The sequence below is a fragment of the Williamsia muralis genome, assembly GCF_002735905.1.
Taxonomy (GTDB): domain Bacteria; phylum Actinomycetota; class Actinomycetes; order Mycobacteriales; family Mycobacteriaceae; genus Williamsia; species Williamsia muralis_A.
The window spans coordinates 311,452-333,756 of sequence record NZ_PEBD01000012.1 but is presented as its reverse complement, the minus strand read 5'-3'; the positions used below and the strand labels follow the sequence as shown (position 1 = coordinate 333,756).

The window sequence follows — 22,305 nt, the reverse complement described above, 5'->3', positions numbered from 1 at the left end:
GGTGACCACATCCGAAGCCTCGAGCGAGCCTGCAGTTTTCCGCAGCGCCATCGAATCGATGCATGCGGCCAAGGTGCGGTCGGAGATCGAGCTCGGCAGCATTCGCCCACCTCAGCGGCTGGCGCCCTTCAGCTATGCGGTGGGCGCCGAGGTGACCCAGCCCGACGACGGCGAGATCGCCACGGACTCCGACGGCAGCGCTTTCGGCCGGCTGATCCTGCTCTACGATCCCGACGGACACGAGGCCTGGAACGGCACCATGCGGTTGGTGGCATTCATCCAGGCAGAGGTCGAAGCCGTCCTCGCCGCCGACCCATTGCTCCCGGAAGTCGCGTGGAGCTGGCTCACCGAGGCCCTGGCGCAACCCACCATCGAGATCACGGCCCTCGGCGGCACGGTCACCTCCACCTCATCGGTTCGGTACGGCGACATCTCCGGACCACCGCGAGCTCATCAACTGGAACTCCGCGCCTCCTGGACCGCGACCAACAGTGACCTCGACGGGCACGTCGAGGCTTTCTGCGAGGTGCTGTCGCTCGCGGCCGGGCTGCCGCCGACAGGCGTCACGCAGCTCGGCTTCACCAAAGCGTGAGCCGGGACGCCGATGACCGATCCCACGAGCACTGACCCGACGGCCCACACCGGCCCGGGCGATCAGTCATCCTGCGAGCCGGACGTGGCGGACGGCGGCACCCTGGACGAGCCCGACCGTCCCGAACCGATTCCGCTGACAGAACCGGCGGATGGCGTTCCGCCCGTCCTGTCCACCCCAGCCGAGTTCGCCGAGGCCGGCCGACTGCTGTCCGAGGGCACGGGTCCGGTGGCACTCGACACCGAACGCGCATCGGGCTTCCGCTACTCGGGGCGGGCATACCTCATCCAGATCAAACGGACCGGTAGCGGATCCTTCCTCATCGATCCCATCGATCATCCTGAGGCGCTGACCCCGGTGATCGACGCACTCGACGGCCCCGAGTGGATCCTCCACGCAGCCGATCAGGATCTGCCGTGCCTGCGCGAGCTCGGATTCCGATGTGCCCGGCTCTTCGACACCGAGCTGGCCGGCCGGTTGCTCGGGATCGCCCGGGTCAACCTCGCGGCGATGGTCGAGCACTTCTTGGGGCTGGGCCTGGTGAAGGGACACGGAGCAGCCGACTGGTCGAGGCGCCCTCTGCCGGCCGACTGGCTCAACTATGCCGCTCTCGACGTCGAGGTCCTGATCGAATTGCGTGACGCGGTTGCGGCCGCTCTGGTCGATGCAGGCAAGGAAATCTGGGCCGAACAGGAGTTCGCCGCCGTACTGGCCCGACCGGATCCACCGCCACGCACCGACAGATGGCGACGTGTTTCCCGTATCCACACCATCAAGTCGCCGCGCATCCTCGCAGCCGTCCAGCAGCTCTGGAATGCCCGCGAAGAGATCGCCCGGCGTCGCGATGTGGCTCCCGGACGCATCCTTCCCGACTCGGCCATCATCGCCGCTGCCACCGCAGACCCGAAGTCACTCGACGAACTGTACAAAGTGCCGGTGTTCGGCGGCCCTCGCCAACGTCGCCAGGCCGCCCGCTGGCTGTCAGCGCTCGATGCAGCGCGTCGACTGACCGACAAGGAACTGCCCTCGCGCCGACCGGCAACGGTGGGTCTGCCGCCCGTCAATCGATGGGAGGGCAAAGACCCCGAGGCTGCTGCCCGGTTGGCCGGAGTTCGAGCCGGCCTCACGGACCTCTCCGAACAGTTCTCCGTACCCGTCGAGAACCTGCTGCTTCCCGAGCTGGTTCGCCAATTGTCCTGGGAGGGAATCGATCCGCCTACCCTGCAGGCAGTCGAGCAGCGACTGGCCGCGGGCGGCGCGCGTCCATGGCAGATAGAGCTGACGGCGCCGGTGATCAGCGAAGCGCTGGGTCGGCCCCTCGATGACGAGAACTCAGACGGACCGGCAGCCGAAGAGGTCTGATCGCGAGCGTCACCGGCCGGATTCGCGAGTGCCTGAACTGTTCTCGGGCCGTACTACATCGTCGGAGCCCGCGAAACCGGAGTCGAGGTCACTCTCGTCCGACGACGACAGCGGTGGTTGCATGCGAGAGACCATGGCGGTGATCGCCCGAGCAACGTCCTGGGCGGTGAGTCCGAGCTGGTCGAGCAGCTGTCCACGCGAGGCAGGCGTCAGGAACTCCTGAGCGATGCCGACATCGCGGACCGGTGTCGAGATCCCCTTCGCCCGAAGGGTTTCCGAGACCGATGACCCGACACCGCCATGCACTCCACCGTCTTCCACGGTGATCACCAGACGGTGCGTGATGGCGAGTTCGGAAATGGACTCCGGCACCGGCAGCACCCAGCGAGGGTCGACAACCGTGGTGCCGATCCCCTGCTGCGCCAGCCGGGCTGCAGTGTCCATGGCCAGTGAGGCGAACGGACCCACCGCGACGATCAGGACGTCTTCAGACTCACCGTGACCCGGCCGATGCAGCACATCGGTGCCGTCGGCGAATCGATCGATTGCCCGGATATCTTCGGGCACCGCACCTTTCGGAAAACGCAGCGCCGTGGGGCCGTCGTTGATGTCGAGCGCCTCGGCGAGTTCCTCACGCAGCCGCACCGAATCGCGGGGCGCGGCGACCCGCATGCCCGGCACGATGGACATCAGGGACAGGTCCCACATTCCGTTGTGGCTGGGGCCATCCGGACCGGTGACGCCGGCGCGGTCGAGCACGAGGGTCACCGGCTGGCCGAGCAAGGCAACGTCCATCAGCAACTGGTCGAACGCGCGGTTGAGAAACGTGGAGTAGATGGCGACCACCGGGTGCATCCCACCGAGTGCAAGTCCCGCCGCCGAGGTGAGCGCATGCTGTTCGGCGATGCCCACGTCGAACATCCGGTCCGGGAAACGCTCACCGAAAGCGGCCAGCCCGGTGGGCCCGGCCATCGCCGCGGTGATGGCGACGATGTCGCGACGCTGATTCCCGGCCTCGACCAGGGCAGCCGAGAAGACCGATGTCCAGTCCGGGGCCGAGACCGAGGTGGCCTTGCCTGTGGCCGGATCGATGATCCCGGTGGAGTGCATCTGGTCCGCGATGTCGTTTTCGGCGTGGTGATAGCCCATGCCCTTGCGGGTCACGGTGTGGACGATGACCGGTCCGCCGAATGCCTTCGCCTGTCGCAGAGCGTTTTCGAGCGCGTCCTGATCGTGGCCGTCGACCGGCCCGACGTACTTGAGGCCGAGATCGGTGAACATGGCCTGAGGTGTGAGCGCGTCCTTGATACCGGTTTTGAGACCGTGCAGTGCCGAGTACGCGAGTTGCCCGAAGAGCGGCAGCCGCAACACCGCGCGCCGGCCTTCATCGAGGACCCGCTCGTACGCGGGCTGTAGCCGCAGTCCGGACAGATGCTGCGCGAATCCGCCGATCGTAGGTGCGTACGAACGACCGTTGTCGTTGACGATGATCACCATCTTGCGATCGCCGGCGGCAATGTTGTTGAGTGCTTCCCAGCACATTCCCCCGGTCAGCGCGCCATCTCCGACGATCGGCACGACATGCCGGTCCTGACCGGTCAGTTCGAACGCCTTGGACAGCCCGTCTGCGTACGACAACGCCGCGGACGCGTGCGAAGACTCGATCCAGTCGTGCTCGCTCTCGGCTCGCTCCTGGTAACCGGTCAGCCCGCCCCGCTGACGCAGGGTGTCGAAGGCACCTTTGCGACCGGTGACGATCTTGTGCACGTAACACTGGTGACCGGTGTCGAAGAGCAGTGCGTCCTGGGGCGAGTCGAACACCCGGTGCAGCGCCAAGGTCAGCTCGACGACTCCGAGATTCGGTCCGAGATGGCCACCGGTCGCCGCCACCTTCGCGATGAGGAACTGCCGGATGTCCTGAGCCAGTTCCCGGGTCTGCTCCAAGGAGAGCTCGCGCAGGTCGGCGGGTGAATTGACCGAATCCAGCACGCTCATCCCAGGTCCTTTCATGGCAATGGGCAACGGCGAGATGTTCGAGACCGTCGCTGCGCCGCCGGGCTGTGGCGGCACGTGATCACCCAGTCTACGGACGTATGCCGCTGCGGGCTCGTACCGCAGCCGACTGTGGCGAGGACCGCAGTAGCGCGATCGCTTCGATGTGGTGGGTCAGCGGGAACGCGTCGAAACCGCGCAACCAGTGCACTTCGTAGCCGCCGCGTCGATAGTCCGCCAGGTCACGGGCGAAGGTGGCCGGGTCGCAGCCGACAGCGATGATCGCCGAGGGCGCTGCGGCGACGACCTTCTCCACCACTTCCCTGCCCGCGCCCGCGCGTGGCGGGTCGGCGACGACAACGGTCGGGGCGGGCAGATCCGCCACGGTCCGGGTCACGCTCGAGTGGTGGAAGTGCACGCGCGGGTCGTCGGCGAACGTCTCGGATCCTGCGGCGACCGCCTGTGGGTCCGTCTCCACGACATGGACGGTCACCACCGCGCGGGTGCTGTCGCACTCGTCGAGGATCGCGCCGGCCAGCGTTCCGGCTCCCCCGTACAGATCCCAGGCGACCACGGCCGGACCCAGGTCGGCCTGCCGGAGCAGCTCTCGGACCGTGTTCGCGTACCCGGCTGCCGCCAGCCGGTGGGCCTGCCAGAAGCCCGACACCGGCAAGAGCCACGTCCTGTTCCCGACCGTGCGCTGAACCGATTCGGTGCCCGAGACGATTTTCTCGACCCGCGGCGCGGCGCGTTTCGAGCGTGACCGCTGCGCCTGACCGCGTCGATCGTTCGCCCGGGTCCGCCGCTTCGCCGGCCGACCGCGTTCTGCCTCCGGTGGCGCGATCTGCGAGATGTGCCGCTGTTCGTCGTCACCGATCGTGATGACCAGCTCGGCCCCGGGTGTCAGGCCGGTGTACTCGTCGAGCCCGCCGAGCATGCCGGTGACCGGCTGCGCACAGTCCAGTCGTGGCACCACCGCATGCGACCCGAAGGCCGCCAGGCCGGGCCTGCCGTCGTCGTCGACGAACAGCCGTTGCCTGATTCGCCATCCCGTCTCCGGTTCGGATCCGGCGTGCGGGTCGAGCGAGGTGACCTCGCCTTCCCAGGTGACCCCGCCCATCCTGGACAGCAATTCGGTGAGCACGGACGACTTCAACTCGCGCGCATGGCTTCCGGTGGTATGGGACAGATCACAGCATCCGGCGCCGCCACCGGGGGCTCCTGCCGGGCAAGCCGGGTCGATCCGGTGATCGGACGGGGTGAGGATGTCCACCACCTCGGCGCGGCAGAACCCTTTGCCACGATCCTCGGTGACCTGGACCCGCAACCGTTCTCCCGGCAGCGCGTGCCGGACGAAGACAACCCTGCCTTCATGGCGGCCGACACAGACGCCGCCGTGACCCAGCCGGTCAACGGTGATGTCGAATTCTGTTCCCAGCCAACCGGTGTCGTGGCCTTCTTTGCTCTCGGGGCCGCTCACTCGGGCCCACGTCCGGTGCGTTCGCCGGGTGTGGAGCCGACACCGCGCCGGGTGTCGCCCGGGGCAATGTAGACCCGGTCGCGTTTACGGCGGTCGGACGAGCTGAGCTGCCACGGAACCGACGTCACCATCACACCCGGTTCGAACAGCAGACGACCCTTCAGGCGCAGTGCCGACTGGTTGTGCAAGATCTGCTCCCACCAATGCCCCACCACGTACTCCGGGATGAACACCGTCACCACATCGCGCGGTGACTCACGCCGCAGTCGGCGCACGTACTCGATGACCGGCCGGGTGACCTCTCGATACGGCGAGGCGATCACCTTGAGCGGCACGGTGATGTCGCTGTCTTCCCACTGCGCCACCAGTTTCCGGGTGTCGCGGTCGTCGACGTTCACGGTGACGGCTTCGAGGGTGTCCGGACGGGTGGCCCTGGCAAACGCTATCGCCCGGCGGGTCGGCAGGTGCAGCGTGGACACGAGCACGATCGAATGGGTGCGGCTCGGCAACACCGCCTCGTAGTCGGAATTGTCCAATTCGGCCTGCACCGAGGCGTAGTGCCGGTGGATCAGCTTCATCAGGCCGAAGATCGCGACCATCGCCACGATGGCGATCCATGCTCCGGCAAGGAATTTCGTCACCAGGACGATCATCAGGACCGAACCGGTCATCACCAGACCGATGCTGTTGATCACCCGCGAGCGCAGCATTCGCGACCTTGCGCTGGGGTCCTTCTCTGTCTTGAGGTGGCGCGTCCAGTGCCGGACCATGCCGATCTGGCTGAGGGTGAACGACACGAACACCCCGACGATGTAGAGCTGGATCAACGCGGTCACCTCAGCGCCGAAGGCGACGACAAACGCGATCGCCGCCGCAGCGAGAAAGAGGATTCCGTTCGAGAAGGCAAGCCGGTCACCACGGGTGTGGAGCTGTCGCGGGAGGTAGCGATCCTGTGCCAGAACCGAACCGAGCACCGGGAAACCGTTGAACGCCGTGTTCGCTGCGAGTACCAGGATCAGCGCGGTGACGATCGTCACGAAGTAGAAGCCGGGCGTGAACCCACCGAACACGGCGTGCCCGATCTGGGCGATCAAGGACTTCTGCTCGTATCCGTCGGGGGCGCCGATGAGGTCTTTCGCCGGATCCGATACGTACTTCACACCGATCTGCTTGGCCAGCAGGATCATGCCCATCAACAGGACGATGGAGATGCCGCCGAGCAGCAGCAGGGTGGTGGCCGCATTGCGGGACTTGGGCTTCTTGAACGCGGGTACCCCGTTGCTGATCGCCTCCACCCCGGTCAGCGCCGCACAGCCCGACGAGAACGCCCTGGCGATGAGGAACACGAACGCGATACCGACGAGGTGACTCTGCTCGGCCTTGATCTCGTAGCCTGCGGTCTCGGCGGTGAGGTCATCACCGAACACGAGGACCCGCAGGAAACCCCAGCCGAGCATCGCCACCATCCCGAAGATGAAGGCGTAGGTGGGAATTGCGAAGGCAGTGCCCGATTCTCGGAGTCCGCGCAGGTTGATCGACGTCAGCAGAACGATCGCCACCACGCAGAACCACACCTTGTGGTCCTGGACCAGTGGGATGGCCGAACCGATGTTCTCGGCCGCCGATGCGATGGACACGGCCACCGTCAAGACATAGTCGACCAGCAGTGCGCTACCGACCGTCAGACCGGCAGTGGGGCCGAGGTTGGTCGTCGCCACCTCGTAGTCGCCGCCGCCGGAGGGGTAGGCGTGGACGTTCTGCCGGTAGCTGGCGACCACCACGACCATCACCAAGGCGACGGCGAGACCGATCCAGGGTGTGTACGTATACGCCGACAGACCCGCGACCGAGAGGACGAGGAAGATCTCCTGCGGGGCGTAGGCCACCGATGACATGGCATCGGAGGCGAAGACCGGGAGGGCGATCCGCTTGGGCAGCAAGGTGTGCCCGAGTTTGTCGCTCCTGAAAGGACGTCCCAGCAGCAGCCGTTTGGCTGCGGTGGAGGTCTTCGACACCGTGGACACCAAGCAAACAATAGGGCCTGTGCTGCCGTATAGCTACGCCGGTCACGGTAGCGTTCGGGAGAGTGAGTGGACGCGGCCGAGCCGAGCTCGGAGCAACAGTTCACTCGAGTGATGTGAGCGAGGAGTTCTCATGCATGTTGTGGTGATGGGATGCGGTCGCGTGGGCGCGTCCATTGCCCAGGAGCTGCAAGGTTCCGGGCACGATGTGTCGATCATCGACCGCGACGCCACAGCGTTCCGGCGACTTCCCGAGGATTTCGGCGGAACCAAGGTCAAGGGCGTCGGATTCGATCAGGAAGTGTTGCGCCGCGCAGGAATCGCCGATGCCGACGCCTTCGCGGCGGTCTCCTCCGGTGACAATTCCAACATCATCGCCGCACGCGTCGCCCGCGAGACCTTCAATGTGCCCAAGGTCGTCGCCCGGATCTACGACGCCAAGCGCGCCGCGGTCTACGAACGGCTGGGCATTCCCACCGTGGCGACGGTGCCGTGGACCACTGACCGGTTCATCTCCGCGCTGGGCAGTCGCAGTGCTGACGATGTCGCCTGGACCGAACCGTCGGGCGAGGTCGCGATCGTCCAGCTCACCGTGCACGAATCGTGGGTGGGAACCTCGGTGACCCTGTTCCAGGAGAACACCGGGTCCCGGGTCAGTTTCATCAACCGACTGGGCAGGCCCTTGTTACCCAGCCCGAAATCGGTTCTCCAGCAGGATGATCAGGTGTTCGTCGCGGCCCTCACCGACAACCTCGAGGCAGTGCGCACCGTTGCCGCCGGCGTGGCCCCGGAGTTCGACTGAGTTCTGCCCGCATCACCCACCCAGTCACGAACGAGATCTTTCGACCACAGCCCGTAGGAGAAATCATGAAGGTCGCGATCGCCGGAGCCGGCGCGGTAGGCCGTTCCATCGCACGGGAGCTGATCGCCAACGCCCACGACGTCACCTTGCTCGAGCGCAATCCTGAGCACATCGACGAGGAATCGGTACCGGGGGCACAGTGGGTCGGCGGCGATGCGTGTGAGTTGGACAACCTCGAGCGGGTTCAGCTGCAACGGTTCGACGTGGTGATCGCGGCCACCGGAGATGACAAGGCCAACCTGGTGGTCAGCCTGCTCGCGAAAACCGAGTTCGCGGTCCACCGTGTGGTCGCCCGGGTCAACGATCCCCGCAACGAATGGTTGTTCGACGAGGACTGGGGCGTGGATGTGGCCGTCTCCACACCGCGGATGCTCGCCTCACTGGTCGAGGAAGCGGTATCGGTGGGTGATCTGGTCCGGCTCATGACCTTCCGGCAAGGGCAGGCCAATCTCGTCGAGATGACGCTTCCCGACAACACACCCTTGGCGGGCAAGCCCGTGAAAAAGCTGCGACTCCCCCGCGACGCCGCTCTGGTCACGATCCTGCGGGGCGGACGCGTGATCGTGCCGCTCGCCGACGACGCCGTGGAAGGCGGCGACGAGCTGATCTTCATCGTGCCCGCCGAGGCCGAAGGTCAGTTGCGCGCAGCGATCATCGAGCCGGCGGGGCCTGCCCGCTGATCCCGTCCGGCTGCTCCGGGGTGGTGTCGTCCTGATCCACAGACTCTTCCTTGTGTGCCCACCGGACCAAGAAGAACGTCGCAACAACTGCGGCCGCTGTCAGTGGCCACCCCATCCCGATCCGTGCGATCGCGAGAGCACCGGTTTCATCGTGGTCGTAGAGGAATGACTGGACGAGGTAGCGCACGCCGAAGAGGGCTGCCCAGATGGCGGTCGCGATGTCGTAGGCGATCAACGTGCGCCGATGACGACGCCAGTCGGTTCCGTTGCCGTTCAACGTGTTCCAGATCACGCCGACCAGCGGCCACCGGACGATGATGGAGAGCACGAAAACACCGGCGTAGAGCAGTGTCGTCCAGATGCCGAAGAGGAAGAATCCCTTCGCATTGCCCGTGCGGTGGGCGATGAACGCGCACACCGCCACGCCGATCACACCGGAGATGGCCGGCTGAATGGGTTCACGCCGCACCAGCCGGACCAGGAAGATGACCAGCGCCGTGGCCAGGGCGGCGTAGATTGCCACCGTCAGATTCCACAACGAGTTGGCGGGGACGAACACGAGGATCGGCACCGACGAGTAGATCAGCCCCGAGACGCCACCCATCTGCTCTAGCAGCGTCAGCGTGGGAGCGTCGGCCTTGTCGACGTCACCCGGGGTGGTGTCGTTGGGCGGCACCCGCTCATCGCCATCTGGCTGCTGCCGATGAGCGCTGCCGTCAGCTCTCACCGAGCAACTCGTAGTACGGGTTGAACATCACCTTGTTGCCGTCGTGCTCACCGATTCGACCGCGCACCGTCAACGTCCGTCCGGGTTCGATGCCGGGGATGCGATTACGGCCGATGAACTTCAGGGTCACCACGTCGGTTCCGTCGAAGAACTCGGCGACTATCCCGGTCTTCATGGCCTTCGAGCAGGTCTGGACGGAGCGGAGCTCACCTTGCATGGTCACCTCGTCGCCTGCCGAACAATCGCAGGCGCGCTGTGCACCTGCTTGTTGCGACTGCTGTGAGATGTCCTCGGCATCGAGTTGATCGATGTCTTCGGTGAGCCTGCGGGTGAGGCGTTTGAGATATCCGCCTGCGGTCATTGCGCTTATGCACCCTTCGGGGACAATCGGGCTGGTGGGCACGGGGCTGTGCTTCCGCCAGAGTAGACCCCCGCACACCCGACTTCCACCCTCCACGGGAAGATCAACAGATGCGCAGTTCAGAGGGGTCGCGAACGGTCCCTGCAAGTGCCGATCCGGTGGTCGTGGCGCTGCCCGGGACGGGGTCGGATGCCGACTACGCCAGACGCGCGTTCGGGTCCACGGGACTGCCGGTCGTCGCGGTGGATCCGGACGGGGCCGGGCTGGTCCGGGGATACGAGCGCGCTCTGGACCGTGCCGCCGCAGACCACACCCAGGTGATAGCGGCGGGCATCTCCATCGGTGCGTGCGTTGCGGTGCAGTGGGCGTTGTCGCATCCGGCCGCGTGCGCCGGGGTGCTCGCGGCCCTGCCCCCGTGGATCGGTTCTCCGCGCACGGCGCCTGCTGCGCACAGCGCAGCCTGGACCGCAGCATTGATCCGCACCCACGGGTTGGAGGAAACGATCAGACAGATGTCTGCCGGCAGTCCGGCCTGGCTCTCCGCCGAACTGGACAGATCCTGGCGGGCCGCCGGTCCGCACCTGGTGTCACAACTGGACGAGGCCGCCAACTATGTCGCCCCGACCGCGGAAGTGATTGCGGGACTGCGGGTTCCACTGTCGATCGTTGCGGTGTCCGACGACCCGGTGCACCCCGCAGACGTTGCGAAGGCGTGGCACGACGCCGCCGACAGCTCGGTGGCGACCGAGATCTCGATGGCCCGATGGGGTGCGGACCCGGCGCTCCTGGGCCGCCTCGCTATCCACGGCTGGCGCGACCTCACGGCCGCCCCCGGCTAGCGCTTGGGCTGATTGCGGAGCTGCTGCATTGCCGAACCGCGAGACACCGGACCCGGTTCGACCTCCGGTTCGGCCGGGGCGGGCGGCTCCGATTCGACGGCAACGGCCTCGGCGCCGCCCTGCACCATCACGTTCGCCTGCGCAGACTGGGCCTGGGCCCCCGTGTCGGGTACGGCACCCGGAACATTCTGCTGACCGGCCGCCATCTGCTGCTGTGCGGCCGCGACCTGCTCGGCCAGCACGGGTGGCAGCACGATCGCCAGCGGGGTTCGGGGTGGATGTGGTTCGTCGCCGCGGCGAACGACCGTTTCGCTGACCACAGCCCGGGCCACCTTCGACAGGCTTTCGGCACTGGCGGTCGGCGCACTGGCAACACAGCGGATCATCCAGCGCGGACCGTCGACGCCGATGAAACGATGAATGCCGCCGGGCACGGTGGCGACCACCTCACGCCCCCAGAAGCCGGTCTCGATGCTGGTCTCTGCTCCCTCGGCACGCAGGGACTCGGTCAGCTCGCCGACGACCTCGCGCCACTGCCCGCTCGTTTTCGGCGCGGCGAAGGCCGCCACGGTGATCCGCCCGTGGGGCGTCACCAGATACACGGCCTGGGGCTGGTGGTCGGCGGTCATCTCAACGGTGACCTGACCGCCCTCGACCACGGGCACGAGTACCGAGCCCAGATCGAGATGAGAGTTCTCGAAGCCGGCATCTGCGGCCAGATCGCCGATGTCGTAAGGGCCTTCACCGCTGCCGATGACCTTCGGTTCGACATCGGGCTCAGATGCCGCACCGCGGGCGCGGCGGCCACGCCCGATTGCCTTGTCCCGTGCCATGGTTCAGACTCCCTTCGGCTGCGAGGCCCCCAACATCGCGTGGCCCCCACTCGATCCGTATCCGCCTGCACCCCGGCTTGTCTCGTCCAGTTCGTCGACCTCGACGAAGTTGGGCAACTCGACCTTCTGGACCAGCAGCTGGGCGATCCGGTCGCCCCTGGCGATCGTGATCGCATCGTGCGGATCCAGATTGATCAGGCACACCTTGATCTCACCGCGATATCCCGAGTCGACGGTTCCGGGTGTGTTGACGATCGACAGTCCCGCGCGGGCGGCCAGGCCCGAGCGCGGGTGGATCAGTCCCACCGTGCCCATCGGCAACGCTATCGAGATGCCGGTCGGCACCAAGGCCCGATGGCCGGGTTCGAGCACCACGTCGATCGTGCTCGACAGGTCCACACCCGCATCACCCGGATGGGCCCGCGTGGGTAGATCGATGCCCGGATCAAGACGCCTGACGGCGACGAACGGTGCATCGGCGGGGGTGCTGCCAGCGTTGGTTGCCACACCGGAAGACTACGCTGGGGACGTGCCACCTCTTCCATCACCCGACCCTGCCGGTGACGCTGCCGGCACCCGCCCGACCCCATCCGAGGGGACCCATGACGAGCGGCTGCGCGTACCTGCCTGGTGGTGGCTGTTGGGCGTCGCGTTGATCGGATTGCTCGGGTACGAGGTGCAACTGGCCTTGCATCAGAGCTCGCTGAGCTGGATCGCGTACGCGGTCCTCACCCCGCTGGTCTTCTGGGGTCTGTGGTCGATGGGCCGCACGCGCATACGGGTGGCCGACGGTGAATTGTGGGCCCACAATGCCCATCTGCCGATCGAGGTGATCGACCGGGCCGCCGTGATCCCGGCCGCTGCGAAGAGTGCCGCGCTGGGCCGCCAGCTCGATCCGGCCGCGTTCCTGGTTCACAAGTTCTGGGTGAAGACGATGGTCTTACTGGTTCTCGACGACCCCGACGACCCAACGCCCTACTGGCTCGTCAGTACGCGACACCCCGAAAAGCTGGTGGCCGCGCTGGGATTACCAGACGCGGCCACCGAAGCCTAGGAGCCGGGGTAGTCGAACCCGCCGGCGATCATCGCCTTCCGCCACACCGTGGTCGCGGACGGCGTTGTGTCAAGCGCAGTCGACGCAGATACGCGAGTTACCGTTCTCGGTCGCGAGTCGGCTGCGGTGGTAGACGAGGAAGCAGCTGGTGCAGGTGAACTCGTCCGCCTGCTTCGGGATGACCCGCACCGAGAGTTCTTCACCCGACAGGTCTGCCCCCGGGAGTTCGAACGACTCGGCGGTGTCGCCTTCGTCGATGTCGACGGAGGCGGCTTGCGCCTCACTCCGCCGCGCCTTCAGCTCTTCGAGGGAGTCCTCGGATACCTCGTCGGATTCAGTGCGCCTCGGCGCATCGTAATCAGTTGCCATCATTCCGCCTTAAAATAGAAGCGCCTGCGACTTTCAGGTTCCCGATGTGTGCAGGTTCCAAAAGTCCCAACAAGCCGCGTACTTCCCCATCTGCAAAGTTCCGCGACGATGCCCCTTGGACAACGAGCCATCGATCAGTATTCGTTGCCGAACAGGAGCATGATTTCTGTGATTTTCGCCACAGTTGGTGGATAGCCTCTTTTTGGGCTGTCCAACCGAGGCGGCCGAAGCCTAGCCCAGCCGTTGCTCAGAGTCAACAACAACGGCCGCGCGAGAACATTCCCGCCGGAAGCCGTGTGCCGCGCATGATGGGCGACGCGGCCCAAATCGCCTGCGTGTCCAGCTGCGCGGCGCCGCGGTGTGTACCGACTACAGTTGACTCGCCCCACAACTGCGCGCGGAAGGCACCTGAGAACCCGTGGTTTCCCAGATCACCTACGGCTACCCCACCGATGATCGCGGCCGTCCCTTCCGGCGACGCCGCTACCTCCCGGCCATCATCGCTGCGGTGGTGCTTGCACTCATCGCTGCGGTGGTGTGGGCCGGTGCCCTGTCCTCGTCCGACACGCAGGCGACCCCGACCGATTGTCCGCAACCTCAGTCTCCATCGGCTGCTCCCGAAGGGCCCACACCCGTGGTGGGTACACCGGCCGCCACCGACGAGATGCTGCAGGTTCCGCCCGCCGCGTTGAGCAGTTTTCAGATCCGGGTCCTCAATGCGACAGACGAACAGGGCATGGCGCAGACCATCCTCGACGACCTCACCGCCCTCGGATTCCAGGCCGCGCCGGAAAATGCCTACGGAGACGATCCCCTCTATCCGGATCGCAATCTCGACTGTTTCGGGCAGATCCGGTTCGGCGAAGGCGGCAAGGCCGCCGCTGCTGCACTGTGGATCGCAGCGCCGTGCACGCAGCTGATCAACGACGGGCGCCCAGGAACCGACGTCGACCTCGCACTCGGCAACAACTACGGCGAAAGTGGACAGAATCAGGACGCACTCGCCGTCCTCGACACGCTGCGGGTGGCCAATCCTCAGGACCCGAACACCGGCGCCGACCCTGCAGTGGTGGCAGCGGTGCACGACTCCCCCTGCTGATCACCGACCGCCCGTAGCCCGTAGCCCGTAGCCCGTAGCCCGTAGCCCGTAGCCGGATCTAGTCCGGGATCGGCTCCAGGGCACCCAGCCGCGCCAGCAACTCGCCCAATTCGTCGGCGATACCCGGTGCCATGGCCAGGGTGACGTTGCCCGCTGCGCTCCGTGAGGTGGCGTCGGGGATCGTCACCACGGCGCCCGCCTCTTCAGCGATCAGCGACCCGGCCGCCCAATCCCACGGGCTCAGGCCGTGTTCGAAATGTGCGTCCACCGCCCCACTGGCCACCATGCAGAGATCGAGTGCGGCCGAACCGATCCTGCGGACGTCGCGGATGTGTGGCAGCAAAGCTGAGATCAACTCGCCCTGGACCCGTCGACGCGCCGATCCGTAGCCGAAACCGGTGGCCACCAGAGCGAGCCCGACCTTGTCGATGGGGTTCGTCCGGAGCCGGACCGGACCCGAGCCATCATCCGAGTACGCGCCCCCGCCACGAGTGGCGGAGTAGGTGGTGCCGCGGACGACGTCGACAACAGCTCCGGCGACCGTGCGCCCGTTCACCTGGGCGCCGACCGAGACCGAGTACGCGGGAATGCCGTAAAGAAAGTTGACCGTGCCGTCGATGGGGTCGATGACCCACCGGACACCCGAAGGAACCTCGACCGAGCCACCCTCTTCTTCGCCGAGCACGGCATCGTCCGGACGCAGCGACGCGAGCAGCCCGCGGACCAGGCTCTCGGACTCGGTGTCGACGATCGTGACCGGATCAGTGTCGGTACTCTTTGTCGACACCGATTGCGGTGCATCGGTTTTCGTGACACCAGATCCGAAGACCTCGGGCCTTCGGGTGCGCACGTGCTGTGCTGCCTGTTCGGCAACCTGGATCGCCACCGCGGTCAGGTCGGCCGGCTCGAGTTCCGCCATTGCTACATGTGAGCACACCCCTGGCCGAAACGACGGGGCGACCCGGTGAACCGAACGCGAACAGATCCGCCCGACGTCGCGCAGAACCCCTGCGTGCTGACTAGCCTGAACAACGGCGGGCCGGTTGGTGTCACCGCCGTGTCGAGCCGAAGGAGCCGTTCTCGTGTCCAGTGAACCCGGGGTGTCCACCGAGTCGTTACCAGAGTCGAACAAGCTGGGGTTCGGCGTCGATGTCGGCGGATCGGGGATCAAGGGCGGGATCGTCGATCTGACCACCGGACAGCTGGTCGGCGATCGATTCAAGGTCCTGACCCCGCAGCCGGCCACTCCTGAAGCCGTTGCCGGCGGCATCCGCGAAGTCGTCGGGCACTTCGATTGGAAGGGACCCGTCGGCGTCACCCTGCCCTGCGTGATCACCGGAGGCGTCGCACGCACCGCCGCCAACGTCGACAAGGGCTGGATCGGGACGGACGTCTACAAGCTGCTCGGTGCCGAACTGGGGGACCGACAGCTGTCGGTGCTCAACGACGCCGACGCGGCCGGCATGGCCGAAGACCGGTACGGCGCGGGCAAGGACTACAAGGGTGTGGTGATGCTGTTGACCTTCGGTACCGGGATCGGCTCGGCGATCATGTTCGGCGGCACGCTCATCCCGAACACCGAACTCGGCCACATGGAGGTCGGTGGCAAAGAGGCCGAACACCGGGCGTCGTCGAAGGTGAAGGAAGACAACGACCTGTCCTACTCCAAGTGGGCCGAGGAGGTGTCCGTCGTGCTGTCGGCGTACGAGGCACTGTTCTGGCCCGAGGTCTTCATCGCGGGCGGCGGGATCAGCCGAAAGGCGCACAAATGGATTCCTCATCTGACCAACCAGACACCCGTTGTACCGGCCACTTTGCAGAACACCGCCGGGATTGTGGGCGCCGCTATGGCGGTGGAGGCGGGATTGCGCCCCTAGGTGCCGTTACAATGGCATTCGACTGGCTGTACGCCGGTTCCCCCCAAGCCCCCAGCTTCGCCGAGTGACATCTCGGCGGGACACCGTCTCCGCGGCGAAACCCACCGGTTTCGGTGTCACGGAGATAGCCCGAAAGGTCGTACGTGGCAGCCACGAAAACCCGCCAAACCGAACCGGATACCGAGCAGTCGGAATCGGAGTCGGTGACCGCGTCGCGGGCGCGCAAGGCACCCGCAAAGAAAGCAGCCGCCAAGAAGACAGCCGCCAAGAAGGCCCCGGCGAAAAAAGCCCCGGCCAAGAAGGCAGGCGCAAAGCGCGCGACCAAAAAGGTCGACGGCGCGCCTGATGGCGACATCATCGAAGGCGAAGGTCTCGAACCGGATCCCTCGATCGATGACATCGACGTACCCGAGGGCGAACTGACCGACGACGACGTCGTGGTCGTGGTCGACGACGACACTGTCGAGGCCGGAGTCGTCGCACCGGGTAAGGGCAAGGCCAAGAAGGCCGACGAGGATGTCGAAGAACCGTCCGAGACCGACAAGGCCTCCGGTGACTTCGTGTGGGACGAAGACGAGTCCGAGGCCTTGCGGCAGGCCCGCAAGGACGCCGAGCTCACCGCGTCCGCCGACTCGGTCCGCGCGTACCTCAAGCAGATCGGCAAGGTTGCTCTCCTCAACGCCGAAGAGGAGGTCGAACTCGCCAAGCGCATCGAGGCCGGCCTGTTCGCCACCGAACGCATGCGGCGGATCACCGATTCCGGAGAAAAGCTCACCGTGGCCCAACGGCGCGATCTGTCGTGGATTTCGCGCGACGGTGGCCGCGCCAAGAATCACCTGCTCGAGGCCAACCTCCGTCTCGTCGTCTCCCTGGCCAAGCGGTACACAGGCCGCGGAATGGCATTCCTGGACCTGATCCAGGAAGGCAACCTCGGTCTCATCCGTGCAGTGGAGAAGTTCGACTACACCAAGGGCTACAAGTTCTCGACCTACGCCACATGGTGGATCCGTCAGGCCATCACCCGGGCCATGGCCGACCAGGCCCGCACCATCCGCATCCCGGTGCACATGGTCGAGGTCATCAACAAACTCGGACGCATCCAGCGCGAACTCCTGCAGGACCTGGGTCGTGAACCCACTCCTGAAGAGCTCGCCAAGGAGATGGACATCACGCCCGAGAAAGTGCTGGAGATCCAGCAGTACGCGCGCGAGCCCATCTCGCTCGATCAGACCATCGGCGACGAAGGCGACAGCCAGCTCGGTGACTTCATCGAGGATTCCGAAGCGGTCGTGGCCGTGGACGCCGTGTCGTTCACCTTGCTGCAGGACCAGCTCCAATCGGTGCTCGAGACACTGTCCGAGCGCGAAGCCGGTGTCGTCCGCCTGAGATTCGGCCTGACCGACGGGCAGCCACGCACCCTGGACGAGATCGGCCAGGTCTACGGGGTCACCCGCGAGCGCATCCGCCAGATCGAGTCGAAGACCATGTCGAAGCTGCGCCACCCGTCACGGTCGCAGGTTCTGCGCGACTACCTCGACTAGGGGCCGACCGCCCGCATCATCCAGGCGATGAGTTCATTGCGTACTTGCGTACGGTTGGTCTCGTTCAGGATCTCGTGCCGGGCGCCGGGGAACACCCGGACGGTGACGTCGATGAGCCCAGCAGACCGGTAGTGGGCTGCCAACTGATCGACCAGTGCTCCCCCGCCACCGACCGGATCCTGATCGCCCACCGCGATCAGGATCGGTAGGTCGCGGCGCATCATTCGCGCGAGCGCGGGGTCGGCAAGTCTGCGGGCCCCGGTGAACATCTCACGGGTTGCCGTTGCATCGATGCCGAAACCGCACAGCGGGTCGGCGACGTAGTCATCGACGATCTCGGTGTCCCTCGTCAGCCAGTCGAAGTCGGTTCGTGCCGGGGCAAAGGGTGCGTTGAACATCGACAGGTCCAATTCGCTGTCGAGGTCGAGTGCAGGTTCGAGGGCGTCCAGGGCCGCTGTCCCGCTCAGCACCACGGCGGCCACGTCGTCGCTGTGCTCGAGTAGGTGCTGCTGCGTGGCGAATGACCCCATGCTGTGAGCGATCACCACCAGAGGCGATTCCGGAAACTCGTTCTTCGCCACATCGATCAGTCGCCCCACGTCGGCAACCAGGGCATTCCAGCCGTCCGGTCCGAGATCGCCGGGGACGCGTCCGGGAAGTACCGACGAACCGTGCCCGCGATGGTCGTAGCCGACCACGGCGAAGCCGTCAGCGGTCAAGGCGTGGGCGGTGTCCTCGTACCGGCGAATGTGCTCACCCATGCCGTGTACCAGCAACACGGTTGCCACCGGCTTCCCGGCGGGCTCCCACCGCAAGCCGGACAACACTGCGCCGTGGACCGAATCGACAACGAACTCAGACGGCATCTCGGATCCTTCCCGCCGGGGCTTCTGCGCTCGCGTCGAGAGCGCACGTCAGCAGTCTGAATGATCATCGGGGGTAAATCCGGGTTTCCGCGAGGCCCGGCGCCCTCTGTTGTGCTTCCATATCCGCATGTTCGGAGTGTTGAGCCCATGCGTGGCGCATTTGGATGAAGAGTTGGGCGCGCAGTGGCGTGCGCACTTGTGTGGTGTGTGTTTGGCGTTGAGGTCTTCTCACGGACAGTTGTCACGGTTGACGACCAATACCGATGCGGTGGTGGTGTCGGTTCTTGTTGATGCGCAGCGTGAGTCGGCGCCGGAGTTGGTGTCGGCAGGGCGGTGTGCGTTGCGGGGTATGCGGGGGGCGAAGGTGGTCTCGGCGAGTGATGTCAGCGTGCGGTTGGGGGCGACGGCGTCGCTGACGTTGGCCTCGGCCAAAGCTGCCGATGTGGTGGCAGAGCGGGCGGCGGGGGTCGCGTCGCCGTCCGCGGCGCGGGCCGGGGGTGCACGGTGGGCGGAGCCGCGGCTGCGGTCTCGGGCGTTGGCCGATGCGCCGGTGTCGGCTGCGATGGGTGGTGGGGAGTTGTTGACGCAGCTGGGTGCTCAGGCACAGGTGGAGTCGGGATCGGTGTCGTTGGTGGAGATCACCGAGAATGCAGCGTCCGCTGGTGCCGCAGTCTTTGCAGCGACAGCGGAATTGGCGGGAGTGCCGGGCAATCAGGAGTTATTGGCAGGCATCGGTCGCGATTTCGGACGGTGTGCTCACTTGCTGGATGCGGTAGAGGATCTCGAGCGTGATCGAGCAGGTGGAGACTTCAATCCGTTGATCGCAACGGGAACCAGTGTGGAGTTCGCGCGGGCAGAGTGCGTGCGGTTGGTGGATGCGATCAGGGTGGCGCTTGACGGGGTGCGGTTGCGCGATGACCGCTTGCTGCGGATGCTGTTGATCGGCGGATTGAATCGTGCGCTGGTCCGCGTCTTCGGTCCTGGTCCCGATGCAGTGTTCACCAGCCCCGGACACCGTCGTCAGCCGCAACTGCCGCCGTTCTACAAGCGGGTCCTGCCGTGGATGGGCGTGTACTGCACCGGCTACGCCTGCTGCGCGGACCACACCAATCCGTGCAACGGACGCCGGCACCAAGCCGCATGCAACGGGTGCGACTGCTGCGACGTCTGTGATTGCTGCGACTGCTGATCAATCGGCGCGGACATCGGCCAACGACCACAGCGGTCCGACGAGCAGCCAGACAACCGTGATCATCCCCAGCGTGGGGAAGACGCCGAACAAGCCACGTGCTTGATCACCGTCCGCTACGGTCCAGGCCAGCAGGAGAACTGCGACGATCGACACCGCGGCAGCACAGATCCACCGTCCGAACATCTCCACCTCGTGCCGAAAAGCGTTCCTGCCCTTTGATTGTCGGGCCACAGGCGGCGGCCCGTCGGCAAACCAGTGAGCGAACCTGGCATCGGCCCACCTGATCAGGTAATGGGCGAACGCGACGGTCACCCCCAGATAAATACCGGCAAGGCGATGCACCGTCTCGACGTCGCTCCCCCGCTGCAAGTCCAGTGCGACCGCACCGAGCAGAACCACGTCGAGCAGGGGCAACAAAGCCAGCACGATGATCGAGGCACGTTGTCGGTGCAGGAGATATCGAACCGCCAGTGCACCGAAGACGACCACCCAGAAACCCACTTCACAACCGACGATCACACCGAGAACAGGCGATTCCATACCGACGAGTCTCGGTCGGTGGCCGCACCCGACACATCGGCCACGAGATCGAGAAAGAGTCATCACTTGGGACGACGACCGCTGTCAGCCGGTGTGTTGTCATGGTGGTGTGCAAGGAGGCGCCGCGATGACAAAGTTCACCATCGACCCGGACCGCCGGCGCGATGTCGCAGTGGCCGTGGCATTTTTCGTTCTGGGCATCGCGCTCTACGTCGGCGACCTGCGTTACTTCTTCGGCGGTGAGCCGCTTGTCTCTGTCGTCCCGGAGTGGGTCCCATATGTCGCACTCGCCCTTGCGTGCGCTTTCCAATCGCTGCGGTCGACCCGCCCGGACATCGCTCTCGGCGGATGCCTGGCCGTCATGGTTGTCGATGCGTTCGCCGGCCCCACGATCGCGGTGTGGATCGTGTACTCCGATGTCGTCTACTCCGTCGCGAGGTACGGATCCACCCAGACTCGGCGGGCCATGTTGCTGGCGAACTGGCTGATCGCCGCGGTCGCCCTGACCACGGCGATCGCGGGTTCCGGTGACTGGCGGGTCGCCTTGATGGTCATGCTGCTGGTGACCGCACTGATCGCGTCTCCCGCCTCCTATGGCCACGCGATCAGGCAACATCAGATCGCAGCCGGCAGCGAACGCGCCAGGGCTCAGGCGACCGAGGAACTGGCCGTCCGGGAACAGGAGGCCGCGGTCGCCCAGGAACGCCGACAGCTGGCGCGCGATCTCCACGACGTGATCGCGGGCCATTTGTCGGGCATCGCACTACAGACTGCAGCGGCCCTGGAGACCACCGACTCGACAACCCGCGAGACAGTGCTGCGTACTGTGCGGGCTAGCAGCGTCGACGCACTCGGTGAGATGCGCACGATGATCGAATTGCTCTCCGGGAGCGACGATGTCGATCCTCCGGCCACCGCGACCATGGCCCGGGTGGACCGGTTGATCGACGCCGCACGGGCCGCCGGTTCTCCCGTGCGGGCGACGATCGGCCACTCACGCCTGGCCCCGGCCACCGACATCGCCGCCTTCCGCATCATTCAGCAGGCCATCACCAACGCAACGGTCCACAGTCCCGGCAGCGCCATCGAGATCGATGTGCAGCAGGATGATTCGTCTCTGTCGATCGCTGTGACGAACCCCGTACCAGACGGAACCACGGCAGCCCTGCCGGAGGCCGGCCACGGCATCACGAACATGAGGATGCGCGCGTCGTCGGTGGGCGGCGTGCTCGAAGTGTCTGTCTCACAAGGACGATGGCGAGTGTCCGCGCAGTTGCCGACCATTGTCCTCGACACCACCGCCGGTATATCGACCACGTCGGCAGGGTCCCGATGATCCGGGTCGTGATCGCGGACGACCATGCCGCCATCCGCGCGGGGCTCCGCCTCATGCTCGACGGCGTGAACGACATCGAGGTCGTCGGCGAGGCCGTCGACGGAGATGACGCCGTCCGGCTCGTCGCAGAACTCCACCCAGACGTGGTGCTGATGGACATCCGCATGCCAGGCACCGACGGGATCGCGGCCACCGCTCTCATCGACGCCACCCACGACGCCAACGTGCTGATCCTCACCACCTTCGACATCGACGACTATGTCTTCGCGGCGCTGCGCGCCGGAGCGGCCGGGTTCATGCTCAAAACCGCCACCGCAACAGAACTGGTGTCGGCCGTCACCGCGGTGGCGCGGGGGGACGCTGCCCTTGCCCCCGAAGTCACCCGCAGGGTGATCGAACGGTTCACCGACCACCACCCGTCGCCGCGGCCGCCGGCGGCCGAACCCGATCGTGTCGTGGCACGCGGGCTGGCCGAGCTGACCGAACGCGAACGCGACGTGTTGGCGGCACTGGGACGCGGATTGTCGAACGCGCAGATCGCCTCGGAGTTGTTCATCGGAGAGACGACCGTCAAGACTCACGTGTCACGGGTTCTGACCAAACTCGGGCTCCAGTCCCGTGTGCAGGCCGCGATCATCGCCCGCGAACACGGTGTCGTCAGACCCGACGGCACGGGTTGACC

23 protein-coding genes are annotated in these 22,305 nt (G+C 66.0%); 12 read left to right on the top strand and 11 right to left on the bottom strand.

The annotated features are described in order from the left end of the window. The first annotated feature begins 1 nt into the window (after position 1). Both CSW57_RS23660 and CSW57_RS23655 read left to right on the top strand, forming a co-directional pair. Positions 2-592 (top strand): DUF3000 domain-containing protein, encoded by a 591-nt coding sequence (locus CSW57_RS23660; protein ID WP_030163311.1) that lies wholly within the window; start codon positions 2-4, stop codon positions 590-592. 12 nt (positions 593-604) lie between these two features. Next, positions 605-1,954 (top strand): HRDC domain-containing protein, encoded by a 1,350-nt coding sequence (locus CSW57_RS23655; protein ID WP_099385024.1) that lies wholly within the window; start codon positions 605-607, stop codon positions 1,952-1,954. A 9-nt stretch (positions 1,955-1,963) separates the two neighbouring features. Here the strand turns inward: CSW57_RS23655 and dxs are convergent, their stop codons facing one another. The 3 genes from dxs to CSW57_RS23640 all read right to left on the bottom strand — a co-directional run bounded on the left by dxs (position 1,964) and on the right by CSW57_RS23640 (position 7,450). Then, positions 1,964-3,949 carry a 1-deoxy-D-xylulose-5-phosphate synthase gene (gene dxs, locus CSW57_RS23650; RefSeq protein WP_099385081.1) on the bottom strand — a complete coding sequence of 662 codons (1,986 nt, stop codon included), beginning with the start codon at positions 3,947-3,949 and terminating at the stop codon, positions 1,964-1,966. 88 nt (positions 3,950-4,037) lie between these two features. After that, complete coding sequence (locus CSW57_RS23645; RefSeq protein WP_223249471.1) at positions 4,038-5,426, bottom strand: class I SAM-dependent RNA methyltransferase; 1,389 nt, start codon at positions 5,424-5,426, stop codon at positions 4,038-4,040. Further along, positions 5,423-7,450, bottom strand: a complete 2,028-nt coding sequence (locus CSW57_RS23640) for an APC family permease (RefSeq protein ID WP_174548733.1) — start codon at positions 7,448-7,450, stop codon at positions 5,423-5,425. Before CSW57_RS23640 ends, CSW57_RS23645 begins: the two co-directional genes overlap by 4 nt. A 130-nt stretch (positions 7,451-7,580) precedes the next feature. Between CSW57_RS23640 and CSW57_RS23635 the strand changes: the two genes are divergently transcribed. Both CSW57_RS23635 and CSW57_RS23630 read left to right on the top strand, forming a co-directional pair. Beyond that, the gene (locus CSW57_RS23635) at positions 7,581-8,249 is read left to right on the top strand and encodes a potassium channel family protein (protein WP_099385023.1); all 669 of its coding nucleotides are present in this window, start codon (positions 7,581-7,583) and stop codon (positions 8,247-8,249) included. 65 nt (positions 8,250-8,314) lie between these two features. Further along, positions 8,315-8,989 carry a potassium channel family protein gene (locus CSW57_RS23630; protein WP_030163327.1) on the top strand — a complete coding sequence of 225 codons (675 nt, stop codon included), beginning with the start codon at positions 8,315-8,317 and terminating at the stop codon, positions 8,987-8,989. Here CSW57_RS23630 and CSW57_RS23625 read toward each other — a convergent pair. Together CSW57_RS23625 and CSW57_RS23620 are read right to left on the bottom strand one after the other, a co-directional pair. Beyond that, positions 8,961-9,593, bottom strand: a complete 633-nt coding sequence (locus CSW57_RS23625; protein WP_099385079.1) for a DUF3159 domain-containing protein — start codon at positions 9,591-9,593, stop codon at positions 8,961-8,963. The genes CSW57_RS23630 and CSW57_RS23625 overlap by 29 nt on opposite strands. Positions 9,594-9,705: 112 nt before the next feature. After that, the gene (locus tag CSW57_RS23620) at positions 9,706-10,077 is read right to left on the bottom strand and encodes an OB-fold nucleic acid binding domain-containing protein (protein WP_023959592.1); all 372 of its coding nucleotides are present in this window, start codon (positions 10,075-10,077) and stop codon (positions 9,706-9,708) included. A gap of 110 nt (positions 10,078-10,187) precedes the next feature. Here CSW57_RS23620 and CSW57_RS23615 point away from each other — a divergent pair, with 110 nt between their 5' ends. Further along, on the top strand, positions 10,188-10,916 hold the full coding sequence (locus CSW57_RS23615; RefSeq protein WP_099385022.1) for an alpha/beta fold hydrolase: 729 nt from the start codon (positions 10,188-10,190) through the stop codon (positions 10,914-10,916). Here the strand turns inward: CSW57_RS23615 and CSW57_RS23610 are convergent. Together CSW57_RS23610 and dut are read right to left on the bottom strand one after the other, a co-directional pair. After that, on the bottom strand, positions 10,913-11,749 hold the full coding sequence (locus CSW57_RS23610; protein ID WP_099385021.1) for a DUF3710 domain-containing protein: 837 nt from the start codon (positions 11,747-11,749) through the stop codon (positions 10,913-10,915). The two genes, CSW57_RS23615 and CSW57_RS23610, sit on opposite strands and share 4 nt — an antisense overlap. Before the next feature lie 3 nt (positions 11,750-11,752). Continuing rightward, a complete protein-coding gene (gene dut / locus CSW57_RS23605; RefSeq protein ID WP_099385077.1) occupies positions 11,753-12,256 on the bottom strand; it encodes a dUTP diphosphatase in 504 nt (167 codons plus the stop codon). A 22-nt stretch (positions 12,257-12,278) separates the two neighbouring features. Between dut and CSW57_RS23600 the strand changes: the two genes are divergently transcribed. Next, entirely contained in the window at positions 12,279-12,803 is a 525-nt protein-coding gene (locus tag CSW57_RS23600) for a DUF3093 domain-containing protein (protein ID WP_223249470.1), read from the top strand. A gap of 69 nt (positions 12,804-12,872) precedes the next feature. Here CSW57_RS23600 and CSW57_RS23595 read toward each other — a convergent pair whose 3' ends face one another. After that, on the bottom strand, positions 12,873-13,172 hold the full coding sequence (locus CSW57_RS23595) for a DUF4193 domain-containing protein (RefSeq protein ID WP_030163338.1): 300 nt from the start codon (positions 13,170-13,172) through the stop codon (positions 12,873-12,875). Between the two features lie 418 nt (positions 13,173-13,590). Between CSW57_RS23595 and cei the strand changes: the two genes are divergently transcribed. After that, the gene (gene cei, locus CSW57_RS23590) at positions 13,591-14,271 is read left to right on the top strand and encodes an envelope integrity protein Cei (RefSeq protein ID WP_099385020.1); all 681 of its coding nucleotides are present in this window, start codon (positions 13,591-13,593) and stop codon (positions 14,269-14,271) included. A gap of 58 nt (positions 14,272-14,329) precedes the next feature. Here the strand turns inward: cei and CSW57_RS23585 are convergent, their stop codons facing one another. After that, on the bottom strand, positions 14,330-15,190 hold the full coding sequence (locus CSW57_RS23585) for an inositol monophosphatase family protein (RefSeq protein WP_099385019.1): 861 nt from the start codon (positions 15,188-15,190) through the stop codon (positions 14,330-14,332). A 163-nt stretch (positions 15,191-15,353) separates the two neighbouring features. On the opposite strand from CSW57_RS23585, the gene ppgK reads away from it, so the two are divergent. Together ppgK and CSW57_RS23575 are read left to right on the top strand one after the other, a co-directional pair. Next, positions 15,354-16,148 carry a polyphosphate--glucose phosphotransferase gene (gene ppgK / locus CSW57_RS23580; protein WP_030163340.1) on the top strand — a complete coding sequence of 265 codons (795 nt, stop codon included), beginning with the start codon at positions 15,354-15,356 and terminating at the stop codon, positions 16,146-16,148. A 143-nt stretch (positions 16,149-16,291) separates the two neighbouring features. Beyond that, positions 16,292-17,689 (top strand): RNA polymerase sigma factor, encoded by a 1,398-nt coding sequence (locus tag CSW57_RS23575; protein ID WP_099385018.1) that lies wholly within the window; start codon positions 16,292-16,294, stop codon positions 17,687-17,689. On the opposite strand, the gene CSW57_RS23570 is transcribed toward CSW57_RS23575, so the two are convergent. Next, on the bottom strand, positions 17,686-18,555 hold the full coding sequence (locus CSW57_RS23570) for an alpha/beta hydrolase (RefSeq protein WP_099385017.1): 870 nt from the start codon (positions 18,553-18,555) through the stop codon (positions 17,686-17,688). The two genes, CSW57_RS23575 and CSW57_RS23570, sit on opposite strands and share 4 nt — an antisense overlap. A gap of 127 nt (positions 18,556-18,682) precedes the next feature. Between CSW57_RS23570 and CSW57_RS23565 the strand changes: the two genes are divergently transcribed. Beyond that, positions 18,683-19,744 carry a DUF5685 family protein gene (locus tag CSW57_RS23565; RefSeq protein WP_099385016.1) on the top strand — a complete coding sequence of 354 codons (1,062 nt, stop codon included), beginning with the start codon at positions 18,683-18,685 and terminating at the stop codon, positions 19,742-19,744. On the opposite strand, the gene CSW57_RS23560 is transcribed toward CSW57_RS23565, so the two are convergent. Further along, positions 19,745-20,287, bottom strand: coding sequence for a hypothetical protein (locus CSW57_RS23560; protein ID WP_099385075.1), 543 nt, complete (start codon positions 20,285-20,287; stop codon positions 19,745-19,747). Between the two features lie 127 nt (positions 20,288-20,414). Here CSW57_RS23560 and CSW57_RS23555 point away from each other — a divergent pair, with 127 nt between their 5' ends. Both CSW57_RS23555 and CSW57_RS23550 read left to right on the top strand, forming a co-directional pair. Beyond that, positions 20,415-21,623, top strand: a complete 1,209-nt coding sequence (locus tag CSW57_RS23555; protein WP_189339417.1) for a sensor histidine kinase — start codon at positions 20,415-20,417, stop codon at positions 21,621-21,623. After that, complete coding sequence (locus CSW57_RS23550) at positions 21,620-22,303, top strand: response regulator (RefSeq protein WP_099385014.1); 684 nt, start codon at positions 21,620-21,622, stop codon at positions 22,301-22,303. The genes CSW57_RS23555 and CSW57_RS23550 overlap by 4 nt, the downstream gene beginning before the upstream one ends. Positions 22,304-22,305: the final 2 nt, after the last annotated feature.